The sequence below is a fragment of the Cellulomonas gilvus ATCC 13127 genome, from assembly GCF_000218545.1.
Classification (GTDB): domain Bacteria; phylum Actinomycetota; class Actinomycetes; order Actinomycetales; family Cellulomonadaceae; genus Cellulomonas; species Cellulomonas gilvus.
Window position 1 is genome coordinate 399,755 of record NC_015671.1, and the last position, 18,342, is coordinate 418,096.

18 protein-coding genes and 1 pseudogene are annotated in these 18,342 nt (G+C 74.5%); 14 read left to right on the forward strand and 5 right to left on the reverse strand.

What is annotated here, in order from left to right; translation table 11 throughout:
- The first annotated feature begins 5 nt into the window (after nt 1–5).
- Nucleotides 6–623 (forward strand): 1-acyl-sn-glycerol-3-phosphate acyltransferase, encoded by a 618-nt coding sequence (locus CELGI_RS01820; RefSeq protein ID WP_013882404.1) that lies wholly within the window; start codon nt 6–8, stop codon nt 621–623.
- Between the two features lie 351 nt (nt 624–974).
- Here CELGI_RS01820 and CELGI_RS01825 read toward each other — a convergent pair whose 3' ends face one another.
- Nucleotides 975–1,343, reverse strand: coding sequence for a VOC family protein (locus CELGI_RS01825; protein WP_013882406.1), 369 nt, complete (start codon nt 1,341–1,343; stop codon nt 975–977).
- A 131-nt stretch (nt 1,344–1,474) separates the two neighbouring features.
- Here CELGI_RS01825 and folP point away from each other — a divergent pair, with 131 nt between their 5' ends.
- From folP to nadC, 10 genes and pseudogenes are all read left to right on the forward strand, one after another.
- A complete protein-coding gene (gene folP, locus CELGI_RS01830) occupies nt 1,475–2,377 on the forward strand; it encodes a dihydropteroate synthase (RefSeq protein WP_049785503.1) in 903 nt (300 codons plus the stop codon).
- On the forward strand, nt 2,374–3,909 hold the full coding sequence (gene folK / locus CELGI_RS01835) for a 2-amino-4-hydroxy-6-hydroxymethyldihydropteridine diphosphokinase (protein ID WP_013882408.1): 1,536 nt from the start codon (nt 2,374–2,376) through the stop codon (nt 3,907–3,909). Before folP ends, folK begins: the two co-directional genes overlap by 4 nt.
- Nucleotides 3,909–4,388, forward strand: coding sequence for a DUF3180 domain-containing protein (locus CELGI_RS01840; RefSeq protein WP_013882409.1), 480 nt, complete (start codon nt 3,909–3,911; stop codon nt 4,386–4,388). The genes folK and CELGI_RS01840 overlap by 1 nt, the downstream gene beginning before the upstream one ends.
- 40 nt (nt 4,389–4,428) lie before the next feature.
- Nucleotides 4,429–4,935: a PH domain-containing protein gene (locus CELGI_RS01845; RefSeq protein WP_013882410.1), complete on the forward strand. Its 507-nt coding sequence runs from the start codon at nt 4,429–4,431 to the stop codon at nt 4,933–4,935.
- A complete protein-coding gene (locus CELGI_RS01850; RefSeq protein ID WP_013882411.1) occupies nt 4,932–6,431 on the forward strand; it encodes a PH domain-containing protein in 1,500 nt (499 codons plus the stop codon). Before CELGI_RS01845 ends, CELGI_RS01850 begins: the two co-directional genes overlap by 4 nt.
- Nucleotides 6,428–7,498 carry a Rossmann-like and DUF2520 domain-containing protein gene (locus tag CELGI_RS01855; RefSeq protein ID WP_013882412.1) on the forward strand — a complete coding sequence of 357 codons (1,071 nt, stop codon included), beginning with the start codon at nt 6,428–6,430 and terminating at the stop codon, nt 7,496–7,498. The genes CELGI_RS01850 and CELGI_RS01855 overlap by 4 nt, the downstream gene beginning before the upstream one ends.
- The gene (gene panC / locus CELGI_RS01860; protein WP_013882413.1) at nt 7,495–8,400 is read left to right on the forward strand and encodes a pantoate--beta-alanine ligase; all 906 of its coding nucleotides are present in this window, start codon (nt 7,495–7,497) and stop codon (nt 8,398–8,400) included. Before CELGI_RS01855 ends, panC begins: the two co-directional genes overlap by 4 nt.
- Nucleotides 8,397–8,852, forward strand: a pseudogene (gene panD, locus CELGI_RS01865) (aspartate 1-decarboxylase); the annotation flags it as partial. The gene panC and the pseudogene panD, both read left to right, overlap by 4 nt.
- A gap of 161 nt (nt 8,853–9,013) precedes the next feature.
- Entirely contained in the window at nt 9,014–10,762 is a 1,749-nt protein-coding gene (locus tag CELGI_RS01870; protein WP_013882415.1) for an L-aspartate oxidase, read from the forward strand.
- A gap of 27 nt (nt 10,763–10,789) precedes the next feature.
- Nucleotides 10,790–11,692, forward strand: a complete 903-nt coding sequence (gene nadC, locus CELGI_RS01875) for a carboxylating nicotinate-nucleotide diphosphorylase (protein ID WP_013882416.1) — start codon at nt 10,790–10,792, stop codon at nt 11,690–11,692.
- A 3-nt stretch (nt 11,693–11,695) separates the two neighbouring features.
- On the opposite strand, the gene CELGI_RS01880 is transcribed toward nadC, so the two are convergent.
- From CELGI_RS01880 to CELGI_RS01895, 4 genes are all read right to left on the reverse strand, one after another.
- Nucleotides 11,696–12,670, reverse strand: a complete 975-nt coding sequence (locus CELGI_RS01880) for a hypothetical protein (RefSeq protein ID WP_041574060.1) — start codon at nt 12,668–12,670, stop codon at nt 11,696–11,698.
- 60 nt (nt 12,671–12,730) lie between these two features.
- Nucleotides 12,731–13,738, reverse strand: coding sequence for an IS481 family transposase (locus tag CELGI_RS01885; protein WP_013882418.1), 1,008 nt, complete (start codon nt 13,736–13,738; stop codon nt 12,731–12,733).
- Between the two features lie 388 nt (nt 13,739–14,126).
- Nucleotides 14,127–15,491, reverse strand: a complete 1,365-nt coding sequence (locus CELGI_RS01890) for a hypothetical protein (protein ID WP_013882419.1) — start codon at nt 15,489–15,491, stop codon at nt 14,127–14,129.
- A complete protein-coding gene (locus tag CELGI_RS01895; RefSeq protein ID WP_013882420.1) occupies nt 15,488–16,045 on the reverse strand; it encodes a sigma-70 family RNA polymerase sigma factor in 558 nt (185 codons plus the stop codon). The genes CELGI_RS01890 and CELGI_RS01895 overlap by 4 nt, the downstream gene beginning before the upstream one ends.
- 93 nt (nt 16,046–16,138) lie before the next feature.
- Between CELGI_RS01895 and lysS the strand changes: the two genes are divergently transcribed.
- From lysS to CELGI_RS01910, 3 genes are all read left to right on the forward strand, one after another.
- Nucleotides 16,139–17,650 carry a lysine--tRNA ligase gene (gene lysS, locus CELGI_RS01900; protein WP_013882421.1) on the forward strand — a complete coding sequence of 504 codons (1,512 nt, stop codon included), beginning with the start codon at nt 16,139–16,141 and terminating at the stop codon, nt 17,648–17,650.
- 19 nt (nt 17,651–17,669) lie between these two features.
- Nucleotides 17,670–17,849 carry a hypothetical protein gene (locus CELGI_RS01905; protein WP_013882422.1) on the forward strand — a complete coding sequence of 60 codons (180 nt, stop codon included), beginning with the start codon at nt 17,670–17,672 and terminating at the stop codon, nt 17,847–17,849.
- Nucleotides 17,850–17,953: 104 nt separating this feature from the next.
- Nucleotides 17,954–18,292: a histone-like nucleoid-structuring protein Lsr2 gene (locus CELGI_RS01910; protein ID WP_013882423.1), complete on the forward strand. Its 339-nt coding sequence runs from the start codon at nt 17,954–17,956 to the stop codon at nt 18,290–18,292.
- The last annotated feature ends 50 nt before the right edge of the window (nt 18,293–18,342 follow it).

An 18,342-nucleotide genomic window follows, 5' to 3' on the forward strand; every position in this document is an offset into this window, starting at 1 on the left:
CGCCCGTGGACCTGCGACGCGCCGCCGCGCGCACCTTCTGGCGGATCAGCCGCTGGCACCTGGTGACCGAACGCCCGCCGCACGACGGCGCGGGCATCCTCATCGGCGCCCCGCACACCTCGAACTGGGACTTCGTCCTGATGCTCGGGATCGCGTGGGAGCAGGGCATCCCGTTCCGCTGGCTCGGCAAGCACACGCTCTTCACCGGCGTCGCCGGCCCGCTCATGCGCGGCCTCGGCGGCATCCCGGTGGACCGCCGCGACCCCGCCGGCCTGGTCGACGACCTGGTGGCCCGCGTGCGGAGCGGCGAGCGGTTCTACCTGGTGGTCACGCCCGAGGGCACCCGCAGCGGCCAGGGCTGGAAGTCGGGCTTCTACCGCATCGCACGCGAGACCGGCTGGGGCGTGACGCTCGGCTACGTCGACCGCACGACCATGACGACCGGCCTGGGCCCGACGATCCGGCTCACCGGCGACGTGCGCGCGGACATGGACGTCGTCCGCGCGTTCTACGCCGACAAGTCGGGCTTCCGTCCCGAGCGCCGCACCGAGCCGCGCCTGGCCGCCGAGCAGGTCGGCGCCGCCGGCGAGGCCACGTCCGACGAGCCCGAGGAGCGGCCGTGAGGTTCATGCGTTCGCGCACGGTGCTGCTGGTCGTCGCGGCCGTGGCGGTCCTGGCCATGGTCGGGTCCATCGGCCTGGCCATGCTCGCCGCCTGATCCCCGGGGCGCGACCGGGCTCGTCGCCCCCACGCTCGTCCGATAGGAGTCACCCGGATGAGGGAAGTACGGGCGAACCGGCCGAGAGCGAGACCCGCCGAACCGGCCGAGTTCGAGGTCGTGGCCGCCGCATAACGTCAGGCGCGCCTCGAGCCCCGCCACGCGACGTGACTGCTCCGGCTGTCGCCGGTGCAGCGACTACCCCGTGGCGGGGCGGCGCAGATGCCTCGGCGGCCGCGTCGGCCGTGTCCGGCGGTCACGAGTCGGCGCTGGGGGCTCCCTCGTAGAGGCCCATGACGTTGCCGTCCGGGTCCTGGAAGATGGCCCACCAGCTGTTCTCGTCGATGGGCTCCTTGCCGCGCAGGACCGTGCCGCCGAGCTCGGTGACCTTGACGAGCGACTCGTCGATCGAGTCGACCTCGACGTAGCTGCGCGGCTGGCTGAAGTCCGCCGACCGCGGCGCGAGCCCGCCGCCGCTGATCTTGTTGGGGGCCTGCCACATGGGGTAGCCCTCGAAGCCGGGGACCTCGGCGATCTGCCAGCCGAACAGGCCGCCGTAGAAGCGGCTGCCCGCCGCGTTGTCCGAGACCGGGATGTCGATGTGGGTGATGTCGCCGTGCGGCATGACGTGCTCCCTCGTTCGAGGACGCGAAGTGCGCATCGAGCGGACCCGCGCCGTTGCGATTGGTGCCGACCCGCGCAGCGTAGGACGGCCCACCGACACCCGCCGTCCGGGTGAGCGCCTACGCTCGGCCCGTGAGCGTCGTCGGTCCCGCCGTGCTGCCCCCGGCCCTGCGCGCGCCGGGCCGCACGCTCGTCATGGGCGTGGTGAACGTGACGCCTGACTCGTTCTCCGACGGCGGCCGCTGGTTCACGCCCGCCGCGGCGGTCGCGCACGGCATGACGCTGCTCGAGCAGGGTGCCGACCTGCTGGACGTGGGCGGGGAGTCCACCCGGCCCGGTGCGCGGCGGGTGCCGGTGGACGAGGAGCGCGCGCGCGTGCTGCCCGTGATCGAGGAGCTGGTGCGCCGTGGGGCCGCGGTCAGCGTCGACACCACGCGCGCCCAGGTGGCGCGCGCGGCGGTCGGGGCGGGCGCGCTCGTCGTGAACGACGTGTCCGGCGGGCTCGCGGACGACGAGATGTACGGCGTCGTCGCGACGACCGGGGTGGCGTACGTGGCGATGCACTGGCGCGGGCACGCGGACGTCATGGACGAGCTCGACGACTACGAGGACGTGGTCACGGACGTGCGCCGGGAGCTCGCGCAGCGCGTGGCCGCGTTGCGCGTCGCGGGCGTGCGCGACGAGCAGGTGGTGCTCGACCCGGGCCTCGGCTTCGCCAAGCCGGGCGCCAGCAACTGGCCGCTGCTCGCGCGCCTGCCGGAGCTCGTGGCCGACGGGTTCCCGGTGCTGGTGGGTGCGAGCCGCAAGCGGTTCCTGGGCCACCTGCTCGCGGGCCCCGACCACGAGCCCGTGCCACCGGCCCAGCGGGACCACGCGACCGCCGCGATCAGCGCCCTGGCGGCCGTGGCGGGGGCGTGGTGCGTGCGCGTGCATGACGTGCGCTCGTCGTCGGACGCCGTACGCGTGGCCGCGGCGTGGCAGGGTGGCTCCCGCACGACGAGCGAGCGAGCGACGAACGACGAGGAGGCGCGGTGAGCGACGCGATCGTCCCGGTGACCGATGCGCAGGGCCACCGCCTGGACCAGATCCGGCTGACCGGGGTCACGGCGACGGGGTACCACGGCGTGTTCGAGCACGAGCGCCGCGAGGGGCAGACGTTCTCCGTGGACGTGGTGGTGCACCTGGACACGCGTCGCGCGGCCGCGAGCGACGACCTCACGCGCACGCTCGACTACGGCACGTTGGCCACGCGCGTCGTCGCGGTGGTCGAGGGCCCGGCGTACGACCTGATCGAGACGCTCGCCGAGCGCATCGCCGCGACCGTGCTCGCGGACGGCACGGTGCACACCGTGGACGTCGCGGTGCACAAGCCGCAGGCCCCGATCCCCGTGCCGTTCGGCGACGTGGTGGTCGCGATCCGGCGCGACCGGACCAAGCTGCCCGCGGCTGAGCCGTACCTCCCGCCCGAGGCGTCCGCGGCGTCCGGCGCCGCCGCGGCCACGGCAGCGCGGCCCGACGACGCACCTGCCGGGCACCCGCGCACGTCGCAGATGCCGGTCGCCGGTGCCGCGTTCGCCGCCGGACCCGTGGTGCCGCCCCTGGTCCCGATGCCCCTGGGAGCGGCCGCCGCACCGGCCGGGGGTCTCCTCGACGCCGGACCTGCGGGACCCGCGCCCGACGAGCAGCCGACCACCGCGTTCGTCGTGCCCGAGCTGCAGGAGACCCGCGTCGTCGAGCCCGTGCCGCAGGACGCGTGGTCCGCCGAGGCCGCCGCACCCGTCGGGGCACCGGTGGGTGACCCGGCCGCTGGACCGGCCCTCGACCGGCTCGACGCCGTGCCCGACGCCCCGGTGGACGCCGTGCTCGCGCTCGGCGCGAACCTGGGCAACGCGCAGGAGACGCTGCGCCAGGCCGTCGGCCAGATCTCGCGCACCCCGGGTGTCGAGCTGGTGGAGGTCTCGCCGCTCGCCCGGACCGCCGCGGTGGGCGGGCCGGAGCAGCCGGACTTCCTCAACGCGGTGCTGCTGGTGCGCACCACGCTGTCCGCGCGGGGTCTTCTCAACGCCGTGCAGGCGGTCGAGCAGGCGCACGGCCGCGAACGGCTCGAGCACTGGGGGCCGCGCACGCTGGACGTCGACGTGATCCTGTACGGCTCGGTGCTGGCCGTGACCGAGGACCTCGAGCTGCCGCACCCGCGCGCGCACGAGCGTGCGTTCGTGCTGCAGCCGTGGGCACAGGTCGACCCCGACGCGGTGCTCCCGGGCCTGGGCGGCGGGCCCGTCGCGGCGCTCGCGGCCACTGCACCGGACCGGGACGGCGTGCGCTGGCTCGCGCTGGACTGGCTGACCGCGCCCGTGCCCTCGGCCCAGCCCGAGCCCGAGCACCCGCAGCAGCAGAGCTCGCAGGAGCTGCACCCGCAGGCCTTCGCCTCCCAGGAGCTGCACCCGCAGGCGCACTACTCCCGCGAGCTGCACCCGGATCAGCCGGCCGCGGCCGCGCACCCGCTCGACCCCGAGCGCGTGCGTGACGTGACCGGCTTCCCGCCCCCCACGCCGTCGGGGCCGTGATGCGCCGCACGCGTTGGCAGACGCTCCTGGCGGTCGCGCTGGGTGTCGCCGCCGCGACGTGGATCGTGCTCGACGCGGCGGACGGCCAGGGGGCGCTGCCGCCACAGGTGCCGTGGCTCGTGGTCGCGGTCGAGCTGCTGATCGCCGGCGTGGTGCTCTCGATGGGCTGGGCCGTCCGGCAGTTCCTCCGGGGGAAGCGGCCGGACCTGAACCCGATCCGCGCCGCGCGCACCGCGGTGCTCGCGAAGGCCTCCTGCTACACGGGTGCGCTCCTGGCGGGCTGGTACGGCGGCCAGACGATCGTCGTGCTGCTGGACCTCGCGACGCCCGGGAACGGCCTGCGGGCCGTGGCCGCCGGCGCCGCCACGGCCGGCGCCGTGGTGCTCGCGGTGACCGGGCTCGTGGTCGAGTGGTTCTGCCGCGTCCCCCCGCCCGAGCAGGAGGAGCCCGAGGTCCCGCCGCAGGTGACCGCGACGTGAGGCACGTCCGGCGGTCGGCGCCCGGTGGGAGGATGGGCGCATGACCGACGGCCCGACGCGCGCGAGCGCCCCGTTCGACCCCACCGACGTGACCTGGACCCCGGTGTCGCCGCGCCTCGCACGCGCGCGCCTCACCGTGATGGCGGTCTGGCTCGTCCCGGTGCTCGCCGTGCTCGCGCTGCTCGCGGTCGTCATCCCGCAGCCGTGGCTGTGGCTCCCGTTCGGGATCGTCGCCGCGTTCACGCTGTGGGGTGCGCTGCTCGTCCGGCGTCAGGTCGGCGCGCTCGCGTACGCGGAGCGCGCCGACGACCTGCTGGTGCGCCGCGGCATCCTGTTCCGCTCGCTCGTCGTGGTGCCGTACGGCCGCATGCAGTACGTGGACGTGACCGCGGGACCGGTCGCGCGCGCGTTCAAGATCGCGTCCGTGCAGCTGCACACGGCGTCGCCGCAGACCACCGCGTCGATCGAGGGCCTGCCGCCCGCGGAGGCCGCCCGCCTGCGGGACCGGCTCGCGTCCCGCGGTGAGGCCCGGCTGGCGGGGCTGTGAAGACCGACGACCAGGTGGTCGAGGCCGACGAGGCCGTCCCCGCCGACGCGTGGCGCCGCATGCACCCCGTGACCCCGGCGCTCAAGGGGTGGAAGGCGATCGTCGCGGTGGTCGCGTTCGCGAGCTACCAGTTCGCCGACGACGTGCGCGCGGCCTCCGACCTGCTCGCGGGCCGCGGCTGGCTCTTCGCGGTCGGGCTGGTGCTGCTGGTCGGGGTCGTGGGCTTCGCCTACTCGGGCCTGGCCTGGCGGATGACCCGGTACGCCGTGACCGACGAGGCGGTGCACTACCGGTCGGGCCTCGTCTTCCGGCAGCAGCGCCAGGCGCGCCTGGACCGGCTGCAGGCCGTGGACGTGGTGCAGCCGCTGCTCGCGCGCCTGTTCGGGCTGGCGGACCTGCGCCTCGAGGTCGCGGGCGGGTCCGGGTCGGCCGTCTCGCTCGCCTACCTGCGGGAGCCCGACGCGCAGGCGTTGCGCAGCGAGCTGCTCGCGCTCGCGGCGGGTCTGCGCCGCCCGACGACGAACCCGTCCGCTGCCGACGCGCCCGCCGTCCCCCTGCCCGGGGGCGAGCCGACCGCTGCCGTGCCGACGGGGCGTGTGCCCGGCTTCGAGGAGGCCCCCGAGCGCGAGGTCTACACCGTCCCGATGTCGCGCCTGCTCGTCTCGACGCTGCGCAGCGCCGGCGTGGTGGGGCTCGTCGTCATGCTGGTGGCCGTGGTGGCCGGGGCGCTGATCGCGCAGGAGGCCGGCCCCCTGTTCGCGCTGCTGCCCGCGGCGCTCGGGTTCGTCGGCGCGCTGTGGGGCCGGGTCAACTCGGGTGCCGGGTTCCGTGCGGCGTGGTCGCCGGACGGCATCCGGCTGCGGCACGGCCTGACCGAGCAGCGCGCCCAGACCGTGCCGCCCGGGCGGGTCCAGGCGGTGCGCCTCACGCAGAGCCTGTGGTGGCGCGGACCTGACTGGTGGCGCGTCCAGATCAACGTCGCGGGCTACGGCACCGGTGACGACGCGGCGCGCGCGACCGTGCTGCACCCGGTCGCGACGCGCCAGGAGGCCGCCGCCGCGCTCTGGCTGGTGCTGCCGGACCTGGGCGTCGAGGACCCGTGGGAGCTCATCAACACCGCGATGTCCGGCATGGACGACGACGGCGGGTTCATCACGTCGCCGCGCAGCGCACGCTGGCTGGACCCGATCGGCTGGCGGCGGCGGGGCGTGCGCGTGACGCGCACCGCGCTGATCTCCCGCTCGGGACGGCTGGTGCGGAACGTGGACGTGGTGCCGCACGAGCGCACGCAGTCGCTCGGCCTGGACCAAGGCCCGCTGCAGCGCCGGCTCGGCCTCGCGTCGTTCGTGGTGCACTCCACGCCCGGGCCCGTGAGCCCCCGCGTGGACCACCTGGAGGCGAAGGCCGCGGCCGCGCTGCTCGACGAGCAGGCGGAGCGGGCCCGCACCGCACGTGCGTCCGCGGGTCCCGAGCTGTGGATGCGGGGCACGGCGTGACCGCTGACCGGAGGCCGGGTCGGCTCGGGGTCGGGGTGGTCGGCGCGGGACGCGTCGGTGCGGTGCTGGGCAGCGCGCTGCGCGCCGCAGGCCACCCGGTGGTGGGCGCGTCCGCGGTCTCGCAGGCGTCGCGTGAGCGCGTCGAGGACCTGCTGCCCGGCGTGCCGGTGCTCGAGGTGCCGGAGGTGGTGCGGCGTGCCGAGCTGGTGCTGCTGACCGTCCCCGACGACGCGCTGGGCCCGCTGGTGCAGGGCCTGGCCGACCTCGGCGCGTGGCAGGCGGGGCAGATCGTCGTGCACACGTCGGGTCGGTACGGCGTCGGGGTGCTCGAGCCCGCGCGGCTCGCGGGCGTGATCCCGCTGGCCATCCACCCCGCGATGACGTTCACGGGCACCTCGCTGGACGTGGCGCGCCTGGTCGGCTGCCCGTTCGCGGTGACGGGTCCCACGCCCGTGCTGCCGATCGGCCAGGCGCTCGCGGTCGAGGTGGGCGGCGAGCCCACGGTGCTGGACGAGTCCGCGCGCGGGCTGTACCACGCGGCGCTCGCGCACGGTGCGAACCACCTGGTGGTGCTGGTCGCGCAGGCGGCGCAGGCCCTCGCTGCCGCGGGCGTGCCCGACCCGGGCCGGATGCTGACGCCGCTGCTCGAGGCCGCGCTCGACGGCGCGCTGCGCGCCGAGTCCACCGCCGAGGGCGCCCCGACGGACCGGGCCCAGGGCCCCGGCGCGATCGGTGCGCTGACGGGGCCGGTGCGCCGCGGAGACGTCGGCACGGTCCGTGAGCACCTGGCCGTGCTGGACGCGTTCGCGGTGCACGCGGGCGCGCCGGACGTCCCGGCGGCCTACCGGACGCTCGCGCGGGCCGCGGGAGCACGTGCGCTGGCCGCCGGCCTGCTGCCCGAGCCGGCCGCCGCGGACGTGCTCGACGCGCTCGCTGTCGCCTCCGTCACGCGGCCCGAGGTCGCGGGCATGCCCGGCGATGCGGGATCGTTGCAGCAGGGGAGCGACGACGCGCCGCTCGACCCCCACCCGGACGACGGGCCCACGGGCCCGCAGGAGGACGCATGACCACCGTCGTCGGCACACCGACGCTCGCGCGCACCCGCACGGAGCTCGCTGCCGCGCTGTCCTCCGCGCCGCGCGCGCGCACGGGCCGCCCGCACGGCACGGCCGTCGTCATGACGATGGGTGCGCTGCACGCCGGTCACCTGTCCCTGGTGCGGCACGCGCGCACGCTCGCGGAGCGCGTGGTGGTGACGATCTTCGTCAACCCGCTGCAGTTCGCCCCCAGCGAGGACCTGTCGCGCTACCCGCGGGACCTCGAGGGCGACCTGGACCTGCTGTCCGGGCCGGGGCTGCTGGGTGCCGACGACGTGGTGTTCGCGCCGGGCCCGCAGGACGTGTACCCGGACGGCGACCCGGTGGTCCGCGTGGCCGCGGGTGCGATCGGCGACGTGCTGGAGGGCGAGTCGCGGCCCGGTCACCTGGACGGCGTGCTGACCGTGGTGCTCAAGCTGCTGCACCTCACGCGCCCCGACGTCGCGCTGTTCGGTCGCAAGGACGCGCAGCAGCTCGCGGCCGTCCGGCGCATGGTCCGGGACCTGGACGTCCCGGTCGAGGTGGTGGGCGTGCCGCTGGTGCGCGACGACGACGGCGTGGCCCTGTCCAGCCGGAACGCCTACCTGTCGGCCGACGACCGTCGTCGTGCGCTCGGCCTGCCCGCGGCGCTGCGCGCGGGGAGCGAGGTCGCGCTCACGGGTGCCGCACCCGGTGCGGTGCTCGACGCCGCGCGCACCGCGCTCGCGGCCGCGGGCGTCGACGACGTGGACTACGTCGCGCTGGTGCACCCGGACGACTTCACGCCCGCGGGCGACGAGCACGTGGGCGAGGCCCTGCTGCTCCTGGCCGCGCGCGTGGGCTCGACGCGGCTGATCGACAACACGACGGTGACCCTGGGGGACCGGGCATGACGACGCTGATGCGCACGATGATGACGGGCAAGATCCACCGCGCGACGGTCACGCAGGCGGACCTGCACTACGTCGGCTCCGTCACGGTGGACGCGGACCTGCTCGCCGCGGCGGACCTGCTGCCCGGGCAGCAGGTGGACATCGTCGACGTGACGAACGGCGCGCGCCTGACCACGTACGCGATCGCGGGCGAGGCCGGGTCGGGGCAGGTGTGCATCAACGGCGCCGCGGCGCACCTGGTGCACCCGGGCGACGTGGTGATCCTCATCGCCTACGGGGTGATGTCCGACGCGGAGGCGCGCACGTACGAGCCGCACGTGGTGCTCGTGGACTCGGAGAACAAGATCGTCGACCTGTCCGACGACCCCGGCCAGGTGCCGGACGAGTGGACCGCGGCCGCGGGTCTGGTGCCGTCGGGCGTGCCGTTCGCGCAGGGCCGGGACCTGGTGGACCACCCGCACACGATCGACCGCGCGGCACCGCACGCGCACGCGGGCTGCGGGGTGCGCGAGCCGCACACGCACGCGGGCGCGGCCTCGTCGGACACGGGTTCCGACGAGCCGGACGGGCCCGCCGACGAGCAGGCCCGCGACCACGCGGCGCGCGGCGCCCGGTGACGGCGCCCGTCACGACGCCGAGCGTCCCGCTCCCGGACGACGTCACGACCGCGCCGGTGCTCGCGACGCGCCTGGCCGCGCCCGCACCGGGGTGGACGGTCGAGGTCGACGCGGTCGTCGTCGGCTCGGGCATCGCGGGCCTGACGGCCGCGCTCGAGCTGCGCACGCGGGTGCCCCGCGTGCTGCTGGTGACCAAGGACCTCCTGGCCTCGGGCTCGACGGTCTGGGCGCAGGGCGGTATCGCGGCGGCGCTGGACCCGGAGGACTCCCCGGAGGCGCACCTGGCGGACACGCTCGTGGCCGGCGGCGGCCTGTGCGACCCGCGCGCGGTCGAGGTGCTGGTCACCGAGGGCCCGGCGCGGGTGCGTGAGCTGGTGGCGCGCGGCGCGGTGTTCGACACGGCGCCCGACGGCCAGATCTCGCTCACGCGCGAGGGCGGGCACCACGCGGACCGGATCGCACACGCGGGCGGCGACGCGACGGGTGCGGAGATCTCCCGCGCGCTGGTCGCGCAGATCGAGGCCGTACGGGACGACCCGGGCATCGAGGTCATCGAGCACGCGCTGGTGCTGGACGTGCTGACCGGTCCCGCAGGCCCCGACGGCCGGCCGGGTGCGGTGTGCGGCGTGACGCTGCACGTGATCGGCGAGGGTCAGCGCGACGGCGTGGGCGCGGCGCTGAGCAAGGCCGTGGTGTTCGCGACGGGCGGGATCGGGCAGGTGTTCCGCTCGTCGACCAACCCGCCGCTGGCCACGGGTGACGGCATCGCGGCGGCGCTGCGCGCGGGCGCGGTGCTGGGCGACGTCGAGTTCGTGCAGTTCCACCCCACGGTGCTGTGGCTCGGATCCGGCGTGAAGGGCCAGCTCACGCTGGTCTCGGAGGCCGTGCGCGGCGAGGGTGCGCTGCTCGTGGACACCGACGGTGTGCGGTTCATGCCGGACGTGCACCCCATGGCCGAGCTCGCGCCGCGGGACGTGGTCGCGCACGCGATCGTGCGGCAGATGGCCGCGACCGGGTCCGACCACGTGTGGCTCGACGCGCGGCACCTGGGTGCGGACTTCCTGCGCCGCCGCTTCCCGACGATCAACGAGCGCCTGCTCGAGCACGGCATCGACCTCACCACCGACCTGGTGCCCGTCGCGCCCGCGCAGCACTACCACTCGGGTGGCGTGGTCACGGACCTCGTCGGCCGCACGTCGCTGCGCGGCCTGTACGCGACGGGCGAGGTGGCGTGCACGGGCGTGCACGGCGCGAACCGGCTCGCGTCGAACTCGCTGCTCGAGGGGCTCGTGTTCGCGCACCGCGCCGCGCGGCACATCGCCGACCAGGTCGCCTCGGGCGTGCTGCGCCACGCCGACCCCGTGACGCGGCCGGGCAGCGAGGCGCTCGTGGCCGCCGCCGCGCGGTCCCGCGTGCAGCGCCTCGCGACCGACGGCCCTGGCGTCCTGCGCTCGGCCGACGGCCTGCGCCGCGCCGCCGCGGGCCTGGCCCTCGTCCCCACGGATGCGCACACCCGGCACGACGACGGCCGCCTGCTGGCCGTGCCGCAGGTGGCCGAGTGGGAGACGACGAACGTGCACCAGGTCGCGAGCGTCCTGACGGCCACCGCGCTGGCCCGGGAGGAGAGCCGGGGCGGGCATGCGCGCAGCGACTTCCCCGAGCCCGACGAGCGCTGGCGCCTGCGCCTGGCCGCACGGCTCGACGGCGACGGCCGGCTCGAGCTCACGCCCACCCCGATCGGCTGACGCCGGCCCGAGACCGAGGACGACCCCATGACGACCACCACCGGCGTGCTGCCCGGCGACCCCGGACCCGACCCCGCGGCGGTCCGACGGCTCGTCGGGATCGCGCTCGACGAGGACCTGGGCCCCGCGCCCGGCCGGGACGTGACGTCGCAGGCCACCATCGCGCCGACCACCACGGGCACGGCCGACCTGGTCGCGCGCGCGGACGGGGTGGTCGCGGGCCTCGTCGTCGTCCCCGAGGTGCTGCGGCAGGTGGCCGAGCGCCTGGACCTGGCACCCGCGACGCTCGTCGTGCACGTGCCCGACGGCACGCGCGTCACGCGTGGTGACGTGCTGGCCGAGCTCACCGGTCCGGTGCAGCTGCTGCTGGTGGCCGAGCGCACGTTGCTCAACCTCGCGTCGCGCGCCTCGGGCGTCGCCACGCACACGCGCCGCTGGGCCGACGCGCTGGTCGGCACGAGTGCCCGGGTGCTCGACACCCGCAAGACCACGCCCGGCCTGCGCGCGCTCGAGAAGTACGCGGTGCGCTGCGGCGGCGGCACCAACAAGCGCATGGGCCTGTACGACGTCGCGATGGTCAAGGACAACCACGTCGCGGCGGCCGGGTCGGTCACCGCTGCGATCGAGGCCGTGCGCACCCGCTTCCCCGGTGTGCCGATCCAGGTCGAGGCGGACACGCGCGACCAGGCGCTCGAGGCCGTCGCCGCAGGCGCCGACTTCCTGCTGCTCGACAACATGCCCACGCCCGTCCTGAGCGACGTCGTCGCCGCGGTCCGCGCCGTCGCGCCCGCCACCGAGCTCGAGGCCACGGGCAACCTCACGCTCGACCGCGCGCGCGAGGTCGCGTCCACGGGCGTCGACCACCTCTCGGTCGGCGGCCTCACGCACTCCTCCCCGATCCTCGACCTGGCCCTCGACCTGCGCGCCTGAGCGTCAGTCCCAGAGCTCGGCGGCGAGGGGGGCGGTGGCGATCCGTGGTGGGACGGCCGCGGGCCACTGGCGCAGGCGTGTGCGTTCGCCGTCGCTGATCCGGATGCTGTCGATGCTCGCCTGCCTCCGGCGCACGTCGAAGTACAGCACGCGCTCCTCGTCGAGCATCCCGAGCAGGCGCGACTGGTCGTTCTCGCTGCTCTCGAGCGGCAAGGTCTTGACCATGTCGGCGGCGCCCTCCAAGTGCTGGACGGTCACCCCGAGTTCAGTCTCGAGGAGCAGCCGATCGCTGGCGGGCCCCCAAGCGGCGGGACCCGCCAGGTTGCTGCCGCGTTCGTACACGTGCTTCGTCTCCCACGTGCTCGTGTCGAGCACCATCACGCGCCGCGTCCAGCCCCAGACGGGACGTGGGCGAACGTCCCAGGACGGCAGATCCTCCACGACGTGGGCGGCGGTGACGGACAGTGCCGCAAGACGTCCGTCGGGCGAGAACTGCACGCTCACCTGATCGGAGTGCAGCCAGTGGGAGACCCCGTGCAGCGTCATCAGCTCGCGCGGGTCCGATCCGTCGAACGTGGCCAGCGTGAGCGTGAGGCGCTCAGCCGAGACGCCCCGACGGTCGTCGACCGTCCGATCGACCCACGACTCGCAGATCAGGGCCCGCGACCCGTCGGGCGATAGGCCGTACGCCACCTGTGGTCCGGTCCAGGACGACCGTGGGCGGAAACGGAAGCCGCTGTGGTCGATGCGTCCGCTGGCGAGGTCGAGCCGGAACACACCCTCATGCGCCCGGTCTTCGACGGACCGCTGCCGCATGAACAGGAGCGACCGGCCGCCCGGCGCCAGTGTGGGCGTGGCGAAGTCCGTCTGGAGCACGGCCACGTCGGTCTCCCGCATCCGCGGCTCGCGAGCGCACCACGCGCGCAGGACCTGGCGTCGAGGCGGCGGGCCCGTCGACGTCTCGACGACGGCGAGCACGGGTTCAGAGACCGGGAACAGTCCACGCATCACGGAGCGAGTTGGCGCCACGCCCGGATGCTAGGTGTTCCGGCTCATGAGGTTGGTGACGCCTGCGTGGAGGCGTGAGGCCGGGGGCTGGTTGCCGGCGGCGGTGTGGCAGCGATGGTAGTTGTAGTGGACGTTCCAGATCTTGATCGCTGCGGCCCGCTCGGCCTCGGAGGTCCAGATGCGGGCGTAGAGGAGTTCCTCGGCCAGGATCCGGTTGTATCTCTCGACCTTGCCGTTGTGCCGGGGAGTGTGCGGACGGATCCGCTGGTGACGCGAGGCGAACGCGGTCACCGTCCGGGTGAACGCCTTGGCGGTGTAGTTCGCGCCGTTGTCGGTGACCACCCGGACCAGCCGGTTGATGCCGTGGGCGGCGAAGAACGCCCGTGCCCGGCAGAAGAACCCGATCGTGGTCGCTGCCTTCTCGTCGGGCAGGTGCTCGGTGTAGGCCAGTCGGGAGAAGCCGTCGACGGCGGAGTGCAGGTAGACGTAGCCGGCGCGGGCGCCCTTGGTCTTGGCCCGCTGGGCGGCCTTGTCCGCCGCTGAGCCGCGCCCGTGAGCGCGCCAGCCGCCGCCATCGGGGATGCGCCCGACCTTCTTGACGTCCAGATGGACCATGTGACCGGGGTAGCGGGCGGTGATGCGGCCCGCGGTGCGGTTCATCGACCCGTCGGGGTCGATGTCGCGGCGCCGGCTGATGCCCAGGCGGACCAGCCACCGCCCGACGGTCGCGACCGAGACCTGGTGCCCGCGGCGGACCAGCTCGAGGTGGATCGCCCGGGCCGACCACTTGTGCTCCCGGCGCCACGTCTCGATCAACGCGACCAGGTCGGGCTCGAGCTGGGTCGGGGACGCGTGAGGGACACTCGCCCGGTCGGCCAGCCCGACCTCGCCCAACTCGTCGAACCGGGCCTTCCACTTCGACAGGCACTGCCGAGAGATGCCCGCCTCGGCAGCGACGTGAGCGATCGGTCGGTGGGCGCAGCGGCGCACGAGCCGCAGCCGCCCTTCGGGGGTGAACGGGGCGTTAGCGTGGCTCATCGAGGGGTAGGTCCTTCGCGCAGCAGTTGGTTGGTCGCACTTCCATCCTGCCGCCGGGGCCTACCCCTCCCTCACACCCCCAGCCGCGTCACCAACCTCATGAGCCACAACAGCTAGGGCATCCACCCTCGGCGCCCTCTGACCACCGGACGGTCCGCGCGCCGTTGTGGGTGGGGATGGTCACGCCTGGCGTGACGAAGTCCACCCACACCTCGCTGCCGCCCCCGGGGACGACGCCCGCCGCGCCCCTGCCGGTACGCGCGCCGTTGTGGGTGGAGATGGTCACGCCTGGCGTGACGAGGTCCACCCAGACCCCGCTGCCCCCCCGGGACGAGGACCGCCCGCCACCCTGGAGCGGGTGACGGGCGGTCGCCGAGTGGTGCGTCGGTCAGGCGCACTCGAAGACGACGTTGAGCGCGTCGGCCCGCAGCCGCACGTGCCAGGTGCCGTCGGGCGCCTGGACGGCGATGAGCGCCTGCGCCTCGAGGAACGCGTCGTCGGTCGCGTACGGGTAGCCGGCGTCGAGGCCGTGCACCTCGGAGCCCTCGTTCATCGTCCAGGACTTGTCGAGCATGTGCTGCCGCACGGTGCGGGACAGGTCGTTGCCGCCCGCGACGGGCGCCATCACGGGCAGGCCGTCGGCCGTGGTCCCGACGCGCCGCCAGTCGGCGGGGTCGTGCGAGTCCTCGAGCGAGAACTGCGCGTCCATGCAGGAGAGCGCGCCGGCGCCCGCGGTCCAGGTCCGCCACTCGTCGGTCCGGCTCACGCCGTCGTCCCACGTGATGTCGTCGAACGACGTGCCGGGCACGTCCTGCGAGTCGAGCTGCACGTACGAGCCGAACGGCAGGCGCCAGGCGTATGCGGCGGAGCTCAGGCCCTCGACCAGGCCGGTGGCGCCCGGCGCGGCCACGGGCGCACCCGCGAAGGTCAGCGAGCCGACGGTCGCGATGCTGGCGACCGGCTGCTCCGTGAGGCCCACCGGAACGCCGTACGGGCTGAACCAGTCGGACTCGCGCGTCGCGTCGGTGGAGACCTTCCAGCCCTCGCCGAGGTCGACGCTCGACGGCAGCGTGAGCGTGTCGTAGAACGTGTCCTCGTCGACCGTGACGCCCGCGGCGACGTCGGTCGCGGCGTCGACGCACGGGTCGCCGGTCCGCGCGCTGGGGCACGTGACCAGGCGGGCGCCGTCGTCGTCGACCTCGTACATGAGCGCGCCGGCGCGCAGGAACGTCGGCGTCTCGATCGCGGTGGTGACGTCCTCGGTGGCCAGGTACAGGGTCGCGCCGCCGCGCTCGCCCACGCGGTACACCGACCACGTGTCCAGCCGGTCGGCGGGCAGCAGCGAGGACGCCACGGCGTCGTCGAGCACGGGTGCGGTCCAGGTCTCGCCCGTGCGGGGCGCCGAGAGCCGCTCGATGACGGTCGCGTCGTCGATCGACTTCGCGCGCTCGGCCGGGGTCACCGGGGCCGCGGGTGTGGTGGGGTCCGACGACGGTGCGGGGCTCGGCAGGGTCTGCGAGGGGCTGTGCGCCGGGGGCGTGGGGGTCGGCTCGAGCTGGCCGATCCCGTACCAGACGCCCGTGCCGAGCACACCGGCGCAGGCGGCCGCGCCCACGGACGTCACGGCGTGCCGCTGGATGCGGGCACGGCGGACCGTGCCGCGCACACGGGACAGCGTGCGCTCGTCGAGGGGGCCGGTCGCGTCCGCGATCGCGTCGCGCGCGCCGGTCAGGAGCTGGTCGAGGTCGTTCATCGTGCGCCCTCCGTGGCGTGCCGGGTGGTCGTCGCGCGGACGGGGACCGTCTCGTCGACGTGGGGGTGGGTGCCGAGGATCTGCGCGAGCCGCGCGAGGCCGTCGGACGTGTAGCGCTTGACGGAGCCCTCGCTGAGGTTGAGCACCGAGGCCGTCTCCGCGACGGACAGGTCCTCCATCTGCCGCAGCACCACGCAGGCGCGCTCACGCGGGCTGAGCACCGAGAGCGCGCGCATCACGTCGCGCCCGATGGCCTGCGCCTGGTCCTCCGCCGACGCCGCGGGCTGCGCCGCGGCGCGCTGCGCGACGAGGCGTTCGCGCCGCCGCCGTCGGGCGTCGTCGATCGCGCGGGACGCGATCGCGCGTCGGACGTACGCCTCGGCCTGCTCGACCGTGGTGAACCGCGCGCGGCCCTTGAACGTCGCGACCAGCGCCTCCTGGACCAGGTCGGGCGCCTCGCTCGTCGATCCTGCGACGAGCGCCGCGTGCGCGACCAGGCGTGGATAGCGTTCTCGCACCACCTGGTCGAGCAGCAGCTCCCAGGGTCTGGGCATGGTGTTCCCCTCGTCGATCGTGCGTGTCGCGATGACAACGATCCTCGGTGCCGGGCGCGTTGGGGTGAATGCTGCGCCGACTACGATGGCCCGGTGACGGACGCCCCCCTGCAGCCTGCCGACGACACCCCCGAGCAGATCCGCATCCGCCGCGAGAAGCGCGAGCGGCTGCTGGCCGAGGGCACGGAGCCGTACCCCGTCTCGCTGCCGCGCACGCACACCATCGAGCAGGTGCGTGCGGCGTACCCGGACCTCGAGCCGGGCCAGGAGACGGACGACGAGGTCGGCGTCGCCGGCCGCGTGGTCTTCCTGCGCAACACCGGCAAGCTGTGCTTCGCGACGCTGCAGGACGGTGCCGGCACGCGTCTGCAGGCGATGCTGAGCCTCGCGGAGGTGGGCGAGGAGCGTCTGGCGGCGTTCAAGTCCGACGTGGACCTGGGTGACCACGTGTTCATCCACGGACGCGTGATCCAGTCCAAGCGCGGCGAGCTGTCGGTGTTCGCCGACGAGTGGCGCATGGCGGCCAAGTCGATCCGCCCGCTGCCCAACCTGTACGAGGGTGCCGAGCTGTCCGACGAGGCGCGGGTCCGGCAGCGCTATGTGGACCTGATCGTCAACTCCAAGGCGCGTGACATGGTGCGCACGCGCGCCGCGGTGGTGCGTTCGCTGCGTGACAACTTCGCGCGGCGCGGATTCCTCGAGGTCGAGACCCCGATGCTGCAGACGCGCGCCGAGGGTGCGGCGGCGCGGCAGTTCGAGACGCACATGAATGCGTTCGACATCGAGCTGTTCCTGCGCATCGCGCCCGAGCTGTTCCTCAAGCGCGCGGCGGTCGGCGGCGTGGAGCGCGTGTTCGAGATCAACCGCAACTTCCGGAACGAGGGCGTCGACGCGACGCATTCTCCGGAGTTCGCGATGCTCGAGGCGTACGAGGCCTACGGCGACTACGACACCATGGCGGCCCTGACGCAGGACCTGGTCCAGACGGCCGCGATGGACGCGCTCGGCACCACCGAGGTGACGTTGGCGGACGGCTCGCCGTACGAGCTGGGCGGGCAGTGGACGCACCTGACGATGTACGAGTCGCTCTCCGAGGCGGTGGGCGAGCACATCACGCACGACACCGACGACGCGACGCTGCTGCGCCTGCTCGAGAAGGCGGACATCGAGCTGGCACCCGCGCAGCGCAACCACGGCAAGCTCGTCGAGGAGCTGTGGGAGCACCACGTGGGTGCGCACCTGCACGCGCCCACGTTCGTGCGGGACTTCCCGGTGGAGACCTCGCCGCTCACGCGTGACCACCGCAGCAAGCCGGGCCTGGTCGAGAAGTGGGACCTGTACGTGCGCGGGCTCGAGCTGGCGACCGCCTACTCCGAGCTCGTGGACCCCGTGGTGCAGCGCCAGCGCTTCGAGGCGCAGGCGCTGCTGGCGGCGCGCGGCGACGACGAGGCGATGCGCATCGACGAGGACTTCCTCACCGCGATGGAGTTCGCCATGCCGCCGTCGGGCGGCATGGGCATGGGGATCGACCGCCTGCTGATCGCGATGACCGGTCAGGGCATTCGTGACACCATCTTGTTCCCGCTGGTGAAGCCGCAGGCATGACCGGCGTCCGGGAGGATTCATGAACGGGCTGGGCGGCGTTCTGGCGGCGGTGCTCCCGTCGATCGGCGTAGGTGTGCTGTTCTGGTTCGCGATGCGCGCCATCATCAACGCGGACCGGACCGAACGTCAGGCGCTCGCGCGTATGGACCGCGAGGCCGCGGACGCGGAAAAGAATGCGGGCCCCGTCGTCTCGGATTGACGTATTTGTCGCCTGGTGTGATGCTTGCCGCGGCGAGTTCGACGTTCTTCGCAAACGCCTGGGACGCGCGCCGCACAAGCCCCCCATCGCATCGGAGAAACCCCATGGCTCAGAAGGTCCAGGTCCTGCTGGTCGACGACCTCGACGGCAGCACCGCCGACGAGACGGTCACGTTCGCCCTCGACGGCGTCACGTACGAGATCGACCTGACGACCGCGAACGCGGCCGAGCTGCGCGACGCGTTCGCGAAGTGGGTCGGCCACGCGCGCAAGGTCAGCGGCCGTTCCACGGCCGGCCGTGCCACGGGTTCGGCTCCGCGTCGTCGCCGGGGGGACAGCGACGCGCAGGCGATCCGCGAGTGGGCCAAGGACAAGGGGCTCGAGGTCTCGGAGCGTGGCCGTATCAGCGCCGAGGTGCGCAAGGCGTACGACGACGCGCACTGATCCCGCACGCACGAAAGAGGGGCCCGGCACACCGCAGCGGTGCCGGGCCC

Bases quoted from the DNA above. Each gene is read 5' to 3' on its own strand.
- CELGI_RS01840 (WP_013882409.1), top strand. From the start codon at position 3,909: ATGCGCCGCACGCGTTGGCAGACGCTCCTGGCGGTCGCGCTGGGTGTC.
- CELGI_RS01825 (WP_013882406.1), bottom strand. From the start codon at position 1,343: ATGCCGCACGGCGACATCACCCACATCGACATCCCGGTCTCGGACAAC.
- panC (WP_013882413.1), top strand. From the start codon at position 7,495: ATGACCACCGTCGTCGGCACACCGACGCTCGCGCGCACCCGCACGGAG.
- CELGI_RS01895 (WP_013882420.1), bottom strand. From the start codon at position 16,045: ATGCCCAGACCCTGGGAGCTGCTGCTCGACCAGGTGGTGCGAGAACGC.
- CELGI_RS01910 (WP_013882423.1), top strand. From the start codon at position 17,954: ATGGCTCAGAAGGTCCAGGTCCTGCTGGTCGACGACCTCGACGGCAGC.
- nadC (WP_013882416.1), top strand. From the start codon at position 10,790: ATGACGACCACCACCGGCGTGCTGCCCGGCGACCCCGGACCCGACCCC.
- CELGI_RS01890 (WP_013882419.1), bottom strand. From the start codon at position 15,491: ATGAACGACCTCGACCAGCTCCTGACCGGCGCGCGCGACGCGATCGCG.
- CELGI_RS01845 (WP_013882410.1), top strand. From the start codon at position 4,429: ATGACCGACGGCCCGACGCGCGCGAGCGCCCCGTTCGACCCCACCGAC.
- CELGI_RS01885 (WP_013882418.1), bottom strand. From the start codon at position 13,738: ATGAGCCACGCTAACGCCCCGTTCACCCCCGAAGGGCGGCTGCGGCTC.
- CELGI_RS01905 (WP_013882422.1), top strand. From the start codon at position 17,670: ATGAACGGGCTGGGCGGCGTTCTGGCGGCGGTGCTCCCGTCGATCGGC.